Origin of the sequence: Bradyrhizobium sp. 33ap4 (assembly GCF_032654765.1) — a bacterium.
Lineage (GTDB): Bacteria > Pseudomonadota > Alphaproteobacteria > Rhizobiales > Xanthobacteraceae > Bradyrhizobium > Bradyrhizobium australafricanum.
This window is the reverse complement of sequence record NZ_JAUMTJ010000041.1, coordinates 1-12925: the sequence shown is the minus strand read 5'-3', so window position 1 is coordinate 12925 and position 12925 is coordinate 1. Positions and strand designations below refer to the sequence as shown.

The window sequence follows — 12925 nt, the reverse complement described above, 5'->3', positions numbered from 1 at the left end:
ATGTCAGACGATCCGCCTCTTCAGCTGAAGCCGCGGCTGGCGATTTCGATCGATCAGGCTCAGGCGATCATCGATCGGATTGCGCCAGGCGCGCGCGTGGCAGGCATCACCGAGCTACGCGGCGGCGAGATCAGCACGATCCTCCAGATCACGCGGGCTGACGCGCCAAGCTGCATCCTCAAGGTCTACCCCGCCCAGCTGCAATGGAAGATGGCGAAGGAGGTCTATGTCCTCGGTCTTCTGCGCGACGCCGGCATTGCCATTCCCCGCATCCTCATAGCCGACGACAGCCGCGCGCTGATCGACTTCAATTTTGTGCTGATGAGCAAGCTCGACGGCGTCGTGCTCGGCAACCGCGAGGCGGCGCTGACGTATCAGGAGCTGTTTTCGATCTACGCCGCCATGGGCACGGCACTCCGCCGTATCAATGGCATCACGCTCGACAGCTTCGGCTATATCGGCCCGCACGGCGTCTGGACGTCGTACCCGACCAACCGCGCCTACATGTCCGCGCAGTTCGAGCGGAAGCTGACCGAGTTTTGCACGCGCGGCGGGGACGAAACGCTGGCCGCGCGGCTGCGGGCCGGCATCCTGGCGCGCAGCGTCCTGCTCGACGCAACCGACACGCCCCGCCTCTGTCACTATGACTTCCACGCCGGCAACGTGCTGGTGACACCGGAGGGGCAGCCGCGTCTCACCGGCATCGTCGATTTCGAGAATGCCACCGCCGGCGATCCGCTGATGGACGTCGCCAAGGCGCTCTATTACTTCACGCCGAAGGACGCGCCGAAGCGCGACGGATTGCTCGCGGGCCACGGCACGAGCGGCCGGCCGGACTGGGAGGCCACGATCGCGCTCTACCGGCTGGCCTGCACGCTCGAGCTCTGGTGCTGGTTCGCGCAGATCGGCCGGATCGATGCCCTTCCCGCGCTCACGCGCGAACTGGAAAGCGCCGTCTAGGCCACGTTCCCACAAGCGCACCCGGCTAAGGGCTTGTCAGAGCCCGCGGGCTCCCGACGGCCGCCTCGTCGGCGCCCGCGGGCACAATTCATTCGGGCAATCCCGCCTTCCGAAGCCCCTCGATCAACAGCTGCGCGTTTGGGTACCCGCCCCTGGCGATCATTGCGGAAATTGTAAAGGCGGGATCGAGCTGAAGCAGGAGCGCCGCCGCCTCGCGCGCCTCCGCGTCGCGTCCGAGATGAGCGAACGCGGACGCGAGACAACGGTAGGCCAGCGAATAGGAGGCATTCTGGCGCCGGCATTTATTCGCTGCGGCAATGGCCTCGTCAAAGCGGCGAAGCTCGATGAAGGCCATCCCCATCCCAACAAACGTGATGGGTAGCCGCGGGTCTAACGGGCTCAGGCGGATGGCGCGTTCAAAACTCCGGACCGCTTCATCGGGAAGCCCGGCAACTCTGTAGACGCTGCCTCTGGCGGTCCATGCGCGATATGAATTCGGATTAAGAGCGACCGCCCGGTCGGCCAATTCGATCTCACTCTCACAATCGCCGACCATGTACGCCGAGGTGAGGGAAACCCAGGCTAATGTTTCCGCATCACCATCGTCGATGCTCAATGCCAGGCGAAGCAGCCGAACCGCTTCCTTGCGGTCAAATTGAGGATCGACGGCATGCCCCCAAAGGATGTTCTGCATGTGGGCGAGACCTGCCAGAGCGGCGACAAAGCCGAACCTGGGGTCAAGCTCCAATGCACGATGCGCCAGCCTGATCGCCTCGGCCAATCCTTCGCGGGTCATCAGGTAATGCTGCTGCATGGCGCGGAGATAGAAATCATAGGCGGTGAGGTTCTCTGGTCGCCGTGCCGACAGGCCGATTTCGATCTGCAGCAATTTTGGTTGAATGGCCGAGACGACGGCGACGGTCACCTCGTCCTGGAGAGCGAATATGTCCGTCAGGTCACGCTCGAACCTGTCTGCCCAGATGTGCGTTCCGGTAACCGCATCGATCAACTGCCCGGTGATGCGAACCTTCCCCGCGGCCTTGCGCACAGACCCCTCAAGGACATAGCGGACGCCGAGCCTGCGGCCGACCTCCTTGATATCGACCGCCCGGCCCTTGAAGGTAAAACTCGAATTTCGGGCGATCACGAACAGCCATTTGAAGCGCGACAGCGCCGTGATGATTTCCTCGACCATTCCGTCCGCGAAGTATTCCTGCTCGGGGTCGCCGCTCATATTCTCGAACGGCAGCACGGCGATCGACGGCTTGTCAGGGAGCGCCAGAGCTTGCGCGCTGTCGACCGGCGGCTCGATCGGGGCGCTCGCGGGATGGCCCGCGTTTATCCGCAATCGCCACGCGCGCATCGGCTCAGCAATGCTCTTCAGGTTCTGCGAGCCCATGTCCGCGAACACGGCATCGACCTTGCCGCGGATTTGACGTTGCGCATCGTCCGAGATGCAGATTCCGCCGGGCTCCGCGATCCCTTCAAGGCGGGCGGCGATATTGACGCCGTCTCCAAAGATATCGTTTTCATCGACGATGATGTCGCCGACGTGGATGCCAATGCGGAATTCGATCCGCTTGAGTTGCGGCACCGTGGCATTTCGCTCGGCCATTCCGCGCTGGACCTCAATGGCGCAACGCACCGCATCCACGACACTGCCAAACTCGGCGAGCACGCCGTCGCCCGTGTGCTTGACGACCTTGCCACGGTGTTCGCTGATCTTGGGATCAGCGAGTCCACGCAGACACTCCCTCAGCCCGACGTGTGTCCCTTCCTCGTCCAGGCCGGTCAGCCGACTATATCCGGCCACGTCAGCCGCCAGGATAGCTGCAAGCCGCCGCTCAACGCGATGATCGGTCACAACGGCCTCCCGAAATCGGTAGATCCGCCGGACCCCATCAAAGCATAGGGCGTTGCCCTTGGGCTAGGGGCGTACGGCAGGCCCGCCGGATTTCGCGGAGCCTGTCAACGGGCGCGCCTGTTGCGCGCCCGTTGGCTGCATTCGGGCTGGGGTTCTCCGAAACGGCGGCGCTAGCCGCCGTTGCCGTTCTCGCCGTTTTCCTCTTCAGGGATGTGCTCGACCGAGACCACGTGCTCGTCCTCGGCGGTGTCGAACACGATCACGCCCTGGGTCGAGCGGCCGGCGACGCGGATATCGGCCACCGGGCAGCGGATCAGCTGACCCTTGTCGGTGACCAGCATGATCTGGTCGGCGTCCTCGACCGGGAACGACGCCACCAGGTTGCCGTTCCGGTTGTTGACGCTCATCGCGACGATGCCTTTGCCGCCGCGGCCGGTGGTGCGGTACTCGTAGGACGAGGTCCGCTTGCCATAGCCGTTGACGGAGACGGTCAGCACCACCTGCTCGGCCGCCGACAGTTCGGCATAGCGCTCCTGCGACAGCTGGATCGCATTCGCGGTCTCCTCGCCCTCGGCCTCGACCGGCTCCTCGGTCGCGGCCTCGCCGGCCACGGCGCGGCGCATCTTCAAATAGGCCGAGCGCTCGTCCGAGGTGGTCTCGACATGGCGCAGGATCGCCAGCGAGATCAGCTTGTCGGCCTCGGGCAGCGCAATGCCGCGCACGCCCATCGAGGTGCGGCCGGTGAAGACGCGCACTTCGGTGACCGGGAAACGGATGCACTGGCCGCCGGCGGCGGTCAGCAGCACGTCGTCATGCTCGGTGCAGATCTGGACGTCGACGATCGCCTCGCCTTCCCCGAGCTTCATGGCGATGATGCCGGAACGGCGCACGTCGACGAAGTCGGACAGCTTGTTGCGGCGAACGGTGCCTCCGGTCGTCGCGAACATCACGTCGAGATTGGCCCAGGAGGATTCATCCTCCGGCAGCGGCATGATCGTCGTGATGCGTTCGCCCTGCTCCAGCGGCAAAATGTTGATCAGCGCCTTGCCGCGCGCGTTTGGCGCGGCCATCGGCAGCCGCCAGACCTTCTCCTTGTAGACCTGGCCGCGCGACGAGAAGAACAGCACCGGCGTGTGCGTGGACGCCACGAACAGGCGCGAGACGAAATCCTCGTCGCGGGTCTGCATCCCGGCGCGGCCCTTGCCGCCGCGGCGCTGCGCCCGGTAGGTCGACAGCGGCACGCGCTTGACGTAGCCCGCATGCGACACGGTGACGACCATGTCCTCGCGCTGGATCAGGTCCTCGTCCTCGACCTCGCCTTCCTGCTCGATGATCACGGTCTTGCGCGGGGTGGCGAACTGCTGCTTCACCTCGGCCAGTTCGGTCTTGACGATGCCCTGCACGCGGGCGCGCGAGCGCAGGATATCGAGATAGTCGGCGATCTCGGCCGCCAGCTTGTCGAGCTCTTCGGAAATCTCGTCGCGGCCCAGCGCGGTCAAGCGCTGCAGGCGAAGGTCGAGGATGGCCCTGGCCTGCTCCATCGATAGCCGCAGCGTGCCGTCCTCGTTGATGCGATGCCGGGGATCGTCGATCAGCGTGATCATCGCCTCGACGTCGCGTGCCGGCCAGTCGCGTGACATCAGCGCCTCGCGCGCGGTGTTCGGATCGGGCGAGGTCCGGATGACGCGGATGATCTCATCGATGTTGGCGACCGCGATCGCAAGGCCGACCAGGATGTGGGCGCGGTCGCGCGCCTTGCCGAGCAGGAACTTGGTCCGCCGGGTCACCACCTGCTCGCGGAACGCGACGAAAATGGTGAGCAGGTCCTTCAGATTCATCGTCTGCGGACGGCCGGAATCCAGCGCCAGCATGTTAGCCGGGAAATTGGTCTGCAGCGGTGTGAATCGGTAGAGCTGGTTCAGCACCACGTCGGGCACCGCTTCGCGCTTCAGCTCGATGACGACGCGATAGCCGTCACGATCGGACTCGTCGCGCAGGTCCCCGATGCCCTCGATCTTCTTCTCTTTGACGAGATCGGCGATACGCTCGACCATCGTCGCCTTGTTCACCTGATAGGGAATCTCGGTGATGATGATCGCTTCACGGTCCTTGCGGATGGTGTCGATCGTCACCTTGCCGCGCATCACAATCGAGCCGCGGCCGAGATGGTAGGCGCTACGAATGCCCTGGCGGCCGAGGATGACGCCGCCGGTCGGGAAGTCCGGTCCGGGAATGATGTCGATCAGTTCGTCGATCGTGAGCGCCGGATTGTCGATCAGCGCCACGCAGGCATCGACGACCTCACCGAGATTGTGCGGCGGGATATTGGTCGCCATGCCGACGGCGATGCCGCCGGCGCCATTGACCAGAAGGTTCGGGAACCGGGCCGGCAGAACCGACGGCTCTTTCTCGGAGTTGTCGTAGTTCGGCTGGAAATCGACCGTTTCCATGTCGATGTCGGCCAGCACGGCGAGCGCCGCCCGGGTCAGCCGCGCTTCGGTATATCGATAGGCGGCCGGCGGATCGCCGTCGACCGAACCGAAATTGCCCTGGCCGTCGATCAGCGGCACGCGCAGTGAGAAATCCTGCGCCATGCGGACCATCGCGTCGTAAATCGACTGGTCGCCATGCGGGTGATATTTACCGATCACGTCGCCGACGACGCGGGCGGATTTGACGTATTTCTTGTCCGGCGTATGTCCCTGCTCATGCATCGAATAGAGGATGCGCCGGTGCACCGGCTTGAGCCCGTCGCGCGCATCGGGCAGCGCACGCGACACGATCACGCTCATCGCGTAATCGAGATAGGACTTCTTCATCTCGTCGAGGATGGAAACGGGACGAATATCTGAGGGTCCCGGCGGCTCGCCGGGCTTGTGGTCGTCGTTATCGGACAAAGGGGAAATCCGGTCGGTTCTACTGGGGAATCATATAGCCCATCGGAGGCCTGATAACCACCCTTGCGCGGCTCCGGCAAGCCGTTTTTCCGTTCGTTTTTTCATGCACTTACGGGGGGAGCGCCAAGGTTCCCACGGCTTGGTCGGGAAGCGCGTGGCGAATGGCGAACAGCAATGGAAAAATCCCCTATTCGCCACCCGCCATTCGCTACTTGTCTCTCCCGTCAGTGGCCGAAGACCACCGCGTGCATGATCCGCCCGGGGATGAAGGTGAACAGTCCGGCGATGAGCAGTGCGCCAAAGAAGATGCCGATCATCGTGAACCTGTGGCGGCGGACATTGTGGCTCCGTGCGGCCGTGACGCCGAGCGCCAGCATGGCGAGCGAGAAGATCGACAGCAGGTGGATCGGGCTCCAGGGACCGACCAGCTGGATCTGATGGATCCAGAACGAGCTTCCGGCGACCACCAGCATCAGGATCACCCAGATCCAGCCCAGGGTCCGGTGCGGCAGCGTGCCCTTGGGGGCGGCGAGCTGGATGGAGCCGAGCACGAAGGCGGCCATCGCGGCAAAGGCGTGGAGCGGGATCGCAGGCGCGGTGTCGAGCAATGGCGCGAGGCTCATGATGGCCGGCCCTCGGGTGAAGCTCGCGGCCAAGCATCAAATGCCGCAGCCAAATGTAAATATCATTTACATCAGGCTGTGTCAAAGTCCAGGGAACCCGCATCCCTTTGCGTCGAACCACCGACGTTCTGACAGAGAGTTACCGGGTTATCCTCATATTCCACACGAGGAAATTGCTGGTGCCGATCGCAACGACCGTTCCGGGAAATGATCTTCACGGAACGGCGCCTGACGGAATCGACGGAAGCGCGACCGCTGCTCAGAACGGGATGTCGTCGTCCATGTCGCTGTTGCGGCTGCTGCCACCACCCGCGGCGACGGCGCGGCGCGGCGCCGAGCTGACCGGTCCGGCCGAACCGAAATCGCTGCCGCCATCATCGGAGAAGCTGCTGCCCCCACCGCCACGCCCGTCGAGCATGGTGAGGTTGGAGTTGAAGCCCTGCAGCACGACTTCGGTCGAGTACTTCTCGACGCCGCTCTGGTCGGTCCATTTGCGGGTCTGCAACTGCCCCTCGATGTACACCTTGGCGCCCTTCTTCAGATACTGCTCGGCGACCTTGCAGAGGCCCTCGTTGAAGATCACGACGCGGTGCCACTCTGTCTTTTCCTTGCGCTCGCCGGTGCCCTTGTCGCGCCAGGTTTCCGAGGTGGCGATGGAAAGGTTTGCGATCGGACGGCCGTCCTGCGTCCGCCGGATTTCCGGATCCTTGCCGAGGTTTCCCACCAGGATCACCTTGTTCACGCTTCCCGCCATCGCATCATCTCCACTCAAAAACCGGGCGTCCGGACATTCGGCCGCCACTCTCAACCTTCGCCACTTACGTCGCAGGCGTCGTGGATGACCCTATACGCCGGTGCCGGCTCGCCGCCTTTGCCGTCGCGCCGGTTATCCACGATATTCGAGATATAGCATCGGATCCGGCGTCGTTCCAGTTTTGTTCGCCACAACCATCCGTAGAAGCGGCCAGTGCCGTCGGAGCGGCAGTCGATCTCGGTGCAGGCCGACGCTCGGCAGCAAGATTTAGGAGAATAACAAACAAATCAGCAGCTTGCCTTATCGATACTTCTCCCGCGAGTGTTGCATTTGGGAGACTGCGTTTGCGGTTGAATCAGCGTATAGCTCCAACCATGGCGCGGGCGCTCGCGTCTGGGATCGTGCTTCGGGACCGTTTGGAAGCCGATCGGGGTGCTGGGGGATTGATAATGAAGAAGTTTTTGCTCGGTACGGTTGCTCTGATTGCGTTTGCTGCGCCTGCCGCGGCTGCCGATCTCGCTGCGCGCCCGTACACCAAGGCGCCGCCGCCCGTGGTTGCCCCGATCTATGACTGGACCGGCTTCTACATCGGCGCCAACGGCGGCTGGGGCTCGAGCCACAATTGCTGGGACCAACTCCCGGCCGGCATCTTCCTCGCATCAGATGGTTGCCATGATGCAACCGGCGGCGTCGCCGGTGGCCAGATCGGTTATCGCTGGCAGGCTGGCGCCTGGGTGTTCGGCCTCGAAGCGCAGGGCGACTGGGCTGACCTGAAGGGCAGCAACAACAGCGCGATCTTCCCGGGCCTGTTCACCAACCAGTCCAAGATCGACGCGTTCGGCCTGTTCACCGGCCAGATCGGTTACGCCGTCAACAACGTGCTGCTCTACGCCAAGGGCGGCGCGGCGCTGACCGACAACCGCTTCAACACCTACTTCACCCCAACCGGCGTGCTGGTCGGCAGCGCCAGCGACACCCGCTGGGGCGGCACCGTCGGCGCCGGCATCGAAGTCGGCTTCGCGCCGAACTGGACCGCGGGCATCGAATACGACCACCTGTTCATGCAGGACAAGACCTATAACCTGATCGCCCCCAACGGCACGCTGAACAGCACCATCCGCGATCGCCAGGACGTCGACCTCGTTACCGTCCGCGTGAACTACAAGTGGGGTGGTCCGGTCGTCGCGCGCTATTGATCGCGCCAGGCCGATTGATCCAGACGAAAGGCCGGCCTCGCGCCGGCCTTTTTGTTTGCGCGCCTGTTTGTGCGCCGGCTTTTTCGTTGCGTGTGCACGCGCACCTCACCGGGGCCGTTTTCGGTGCGTTGTGGTTTCGCGGATACACACGTTCCGGCATTTCTCTGTAAAGCACCAGCACGTCACGCGACACTGCTGTGACGCTCTCTTCAAGATATCTGAAGGGACAACAAGAAAATGGGACTGGGACTTTGAAAATGAGGACTGTTTTGCTGGCCTCGGCCGGCATGTTTGCACTGAGCGCTTTTGCACCGGCAATGGCCGCCGACATGGCGGCACGCGCGCCTTACGTGAAGGCTCCGCCGCCGGCCGCGATCTACAACTGGACCGGCTTCTACGTCGGTGGCTTCGGCGGCTACGCCAGCGAGAACTCCGGCACCCCGAGCATGGAAGGCGGCTTCGGCGGCGGCACCATCGGCTACAACTGGCAAGCCGGCAACATCGTGTACGGCCTCGAGGTCGACGCCGCAGGCGCTGACATCGACGCATCGGTCTCCGCGCTCGGCGTCACCGCCCGCAGCAAGATCGACTCGCTCGGCACCGTGCGCGGCCGCCTCGGCTTCGCCGTCGACAAGGTGCTGTTCTATGGCACCGGCGGTTACGCCTGGGCCAACAACGAGGTCAGCGTCACCGCGCTCGGCGTGACCGCCTCGCAGAGCAACTTTCACTCCGGCTGGACCGTCGGCGCCGGCGTCGAGGCGTTCATCGCGCCGCAGTGGTCGATCAAGGGCGAATACCTGTATCGCAGCCTCGACAGCGAGAACTATTTCGGCGTGCCGTCCGGTACGCTCGAGCTGCACAGCGCCCAGTTCGGCGTCAACTATCACTTCGGCGGCCCGATCGTCGCCAAGTACTAAGCCTGAGCGAATTGCCTGACCGCCATCGGCGGTCAGATCGCACTGAAAGGCCGGCCTAACGCCGGCCTTTTTGCGTAAGCGCGTTTTCGAGCGAAGTGAATTGCGGTTCGCGTCAAGAAAACGCGTCACAGCAGGAATCCAGAGCTCCCGTTCCGATCCCATCGAAGCGGGAAAAGGCTCTAGCGGAACCGGCGCTGCTGACGGCTGCTGCCATCAGGCAAACTATCCGTTGATGGACGCGACTCAGCACTGGAAATTGTCCACCGTTCTTCCTACGTTCCAGTCTTCACACCCCATCGGCGCAAGGTCCCGGCATCACCGGCGATGCGCGCCCAAAAGGCGCCAAGCATGCGCCCGGAACTGTCGCTATGGATGAAGTGCTCAAGGCGAAGCGCCAACAGAACGCCGGCTCCTCATCGCGCGCCATCACGATCCGTGGCGCGCGCGAACACAATCTGAAGAACATCGACGTCGAGATTCCCCGCGACAAGCTCGTGGTGTTCACCGGCCTGTCCGGCTCCGGCAAATCGTCGCTCGCGTTCGACACCATCTATGCCGAGGGCCAGCGCCGCTACGTCGAATCGCTGTCGGCCTATGCGCGCCAGTTCCTCGAGATGATGCAGAAGCCGGATGTCGACCAGATCGACGGCCTGTCGCCGGCGATCTCGATCGAGCAGAAGACCACGTCGAAGAACCCGCGCTCCACCGTCGGCACCGTCACCGAGATCTACGACTACATGCGCCTGCTCTGGGCGCGCGTCGGCGTGCCCTATTCGCCGGCCACCGGCCTGCCGATCGAGAGCCAGATCGTCTCGCAGATGGTCGACCGCGTGCTGGCGCTGCCGGAAGGCACCCGCCTCTATCTGCTGGCGCCGGTCGTGCGAGGTCGCAAGGGCGAGTACAAGAAGGAGCTCGCCGAGTACCTCAAGAAGGGCTTTCAGCGCGTCAAGATCGACGGCACCTTTTACGAACTGTCCGAGGCGCCGGCGCTCGACAAGAAATTCCCGCACGACATCGACGTCGTGGTCGACCGCATCGTGGTGCGTCCCGACCTCGCCCAGCGCCTCGCGGAAAGCTTTGAGACCGCGCTGAAGCTCGCCGAGGGCCTCGCCGTGATTGAATATGCCGACGCGCCGGCGGCGGCCGCCCAGGACGACAAGAAAGAGGACAAGAAGAAAACCGCCAAAATCCACGACAAGAGCGGGCCCGAGCGCATCCTGTTCTCGGAGAAGTTCGCCTGCCCGGTCTCCGGGTTCACGATCCCCGAGATCGAGCCGCGCCTGTTCTCGTTCAACAACCCCTATGGCGCCTGTCCGGCCTGCGGCGGCCTCGGCGTCGAGCAGCATATCGACGAGGACCTGGTCATCCCCGACAAGGAGCTGACCTTGCGCAAGGGCGCGATCGCGCCCTGGGCGAAATCATCCTCGCCCTACTACATCCAGACCCTGACCGCGCTCGGCAAGCACTACAAGTTCACGCTCGACACCAAGTGGAAGGACCTCACCAAGAAGGTCCAGAACGCGCTGCTGCACGGCTCCGGCGACGACGAGATCAAGTTCTCCTATGAGGACGGCGTCCGCTCCTACGACACCAAGAAGCCGTTCGAGGGCGTCATCACCAACATCAACCGCCGCTACCGCGAGACCGAGAGCGAGTGGGCGCGCGAGGAGCTCGGCAAGTATTTCTCCGACGTGCCCTGCGCCGGCTGCAACGGCCACCGGCTGAAGCCGGAGGCGCTGTGCGTCAAGATCGGCGGCAAGCATATCGGCGAGATCTCCGAGCTCTCGGTGAAGCGCGCCGGCGAATGGTTCGAGACGGTGCCGGAGGCGCTGAACGCGCAGCAGAACGAGATCGCAACGCGGATCCTGAAGGAGATCCGCGAGCGCCTGACCTTCCTGCTCGACGTCGGCCTGAACTACCTGACGCTGTCGCGCTCCTCCGGCACGCTGTCGGGCGGCGAGAGCCAGCGCATCCGCCTCGCCTCGCAGATCGGCTCGGGCCTCACCGGCGTGCTCTACGTGCTGGACGAGCCGTCGATCGGCCTGCACCAGCGCGACAATGCCCGCCTGCTCGACACCCTCAAGAGACTCCGCGACCTCGGCAATACCGTGGTCGTGGTCGAGCATGACGAGGACGCGATCCGCCTCGCCGACTATGTGCTCGATATCGGGCCCGGCGCCGGCATGCATGGCGGCCACATCGTGGCCGAAGGCACGCCCGACCAGATCATGCGCAACCCGAAATCGCTGACCGGCAAGTACCTCACCGGCGAGCTTTCGGTGCCCGTGCCCGACCGGCGGCCGCCGAACCATCGGCGCACCATCAAGGTCGTCAACGCCCGCGGCAATAACCTCAAGAACGTCTCGGCCGAGATCCCGCTCGGCCTGTTCACCTGCGTCACCGGCGTCTCCGGCGGCGGCAAATCGACGCTGCTGATCGACACGCTCTACAAGTCGATCGCGCGCAAGCTGAACAACGCCAGCGAGGGCGCCGCGCCACACGACCGCATCGAGGGCCTCGAGCACATCGACAAGATCATCGACATCGACCAGTCGCCGATCGGCCGCACGCCACGTTCGAACCCCGCGACCTATACCGGCGCGTTCACGCCGATCCGCGAATGGTTCGCCGGTCTGCCCGAGGCGAAGGCGCGCGGCTACGAGCCCGGGCGCTTCTCCTTCAACGTCAAGGGCGGCCGCTGCGAGGCCTGCCAGGGCGACGGCGTCATCAAGATCGAGATGCACTTCCTGCCCGACGTCTACGTCACCTGCGACACCTGCAAGGGCAAGCGCTACAACCGCGAGACCCTCGAGGTGCTGTTCAAGGGCAAGAGCATCGCCGACGTGCTCGACATGACCGTCGAGGAAGCCGCCGAGTTCTTCAAGGCGGTGCCGCGCGTGCGCGAGACGTTCCAGACCCTGCACCGCGTCGGCCTCGACTACATCCATGTCGGCCAGCAGGCGACGACGCTGTCGGGCGGCGAAGCCCAGCGCGTCAAGCTGGCGAAGGAGCTGTCAAAGCGCGCCACCGGCCGCACGCTCTACATCCTGGACGAGCCGACCACCGGCCTGCACTTCCACGATGTCGCAAAACTGCTCGAGGTGCTGCACGAGCTGGTCGCCCAGGGCAACACGGTTGTCGTGATCGAGCACAATCTCGAAGTCATCAAGACCGCCGACTGGGTGATCGACCTCGGCCCCGAAGGCGGCGACGGCGGCGGCGAGATCGTCGCCTGGGGCCCGCCGGAAGACATCGTCAAGGCGCCGCGCAGCTACACCGGCAAGTTTTTAGCCCCGGTGCTGAAGAAGGCGAACAGCAAGCCAAGGAAGAGCTCAGCGAGCGAGGCGGCGGAGTAGTTAGGACATTGCCGGGTCAAATTGTGAAAAAGCACGACTTCTTCAATTTGATGAGTGCAGTGAAGGAGTCGCTCAACAGCGCCTATCTTAGAATAAGAGCCCGAAGTAAGGATGATCCAGGAACGGCAGGCGATCAGGCCGAGGAGGACTGGGCCGAAATCCTGCGCGATTGGCTGCCCGCAACCTACCGAATTGTTACAAAGGGAAGGATATTGTTCGCGGATGGCTCATCCAGTCCGCAGGTGGACATATTAGTTCTCACTCCATCATATCCGCGCGGCCTAGGACCGATCGACATTCATTGCATCCAGATCATTGCGGCAGCGAGATGGATGAAGCCGGTAAAGTTGTCAGATCG

General features: G+C 63.8%; 9 protein-coding genes. 5 read left to right on the top strand and 4 right to left on the bottom strand.

Annotated elements, in window-relative coordinates:
* Positions 1 to 960 (top strand): aminoglycoside phosphotransferase family protein, encoded by a 960-nt coding sequence (locus tag Q2M23_RS28175; protein WP_316397745.1) that lies wholly within the window; start codon positions 1 to 3, stop codon positions 958 to 960.
* Positions 961 to 1048: 88 nt separating this feature from the next.
* Here Q2M23_RS28175 and Q2M23_RS28170 read toward each other — a convergent pair whose 3' ends face one another.
* The 4 genes from Q2M23_RS28170 to Q2M23_RS28155 form a co-directional block, all read right to left on the bottom strand.
* Entirely contained in the window at positions 1049 to 2824 is a 1776-nt protein-coding gene (locus Q2M23_RS28170) for an adenylate/guanylate cyclase domain-containing protein (RefSeq protein ID WP_316397744.1), read from the bottom strand.
* Positions 2825 to 2994: 170 nt separating this feature from the next.
* Positions 2995 to 5721 carry a DNA gyrase subunit A gene (gene gyrA, locus Q2M23_RS28165; protein WP_316397743.1) on the bottom strand — a complete coding sequence of 909 codons (2727 nt, stop codon included), beginning with the start codon at positions 5719 to 5721 and terminating at the stop codon, positions 2995 to 2997.
* Positions 5722 to 5945: 224 nt separating this feature from the next.
* A complete protein-coding gene (locus tag Q2M23_RS28160) occupies positions 5946 to 6344 on the bottom strand; it encodes a DUF2306 domain-containing protein (protein WP_229189812.1) in 399 nt (132 codons plus the stop codon).
* A gap of 259 nt (positions 6345 to 6603) precedes the next feature.
* Positions 6604 to 7098 (bottom strand): single-stranded DNA-binding protein, encoded by a 495-nt coding sequence (locus Q2M23_RS28155; protein WP_057018508.1) that lies wholly within the window; start codon positions 7096 to 7098, stop codon positions 6604 to 6606.
* A 449-nt stretch (positions 7099 to 7547) separates the two neighbouring features.
* On the opposite strand from Q2M23_RS28155, the gene Q2M23_RS28150 reads away from it, so the two are divergent.
* The 4 genes from Q2M23_RS28150 to Q2M23_RS28135 form a co-directional block, all read left to right on the top strand.
* Positions 7548 to 8294, top strand: coding sequence for an outer membrane protein (locus tag Q2M23_RS28150; protein WP_076828596.1), 747 nt, complete (start codon positions 7548 to 7550; stop codon positions 8292 to 8294).
* A 257-nt stretch (positions 8295 to 8551) separates the two neighbouring features.
* Positions 8552 to 9211 carry an outer membrane protein gene (locus tag Q2M23_RS28145; protein WP_076828598.1) on the top strand — a complete coding sequence of 220 codons (660 nt, stop codon included), beginning with the start codon at positions 8552 to 8554 and terminating at the stop codon, positions 9209 to 9211.
* 368 nt (positions 9212 to 9579) lie between these two features.
* Positions 9580 to 12567 (top strand): excinuclease ABC subunit UvrA, encoded by a 2988-nt coding sequence (gene uvrA / locus Q2M23_RS28140; protein WP_316397742.1) that lies wholly within the window; start codon positions 9580 to 9582, stop codon positions 12565 to 12567.
* Positions 12568 to 12590: 23 nt separating this feature from the next.
* The coding region (locus tag Q2M23_RS28135; RefSeq protein ID WP_316397741.1) for a DUF6602 domain-containing protein at positions 12591 to 12925 on the top strand (335 nt) is incomplete at its 3' end.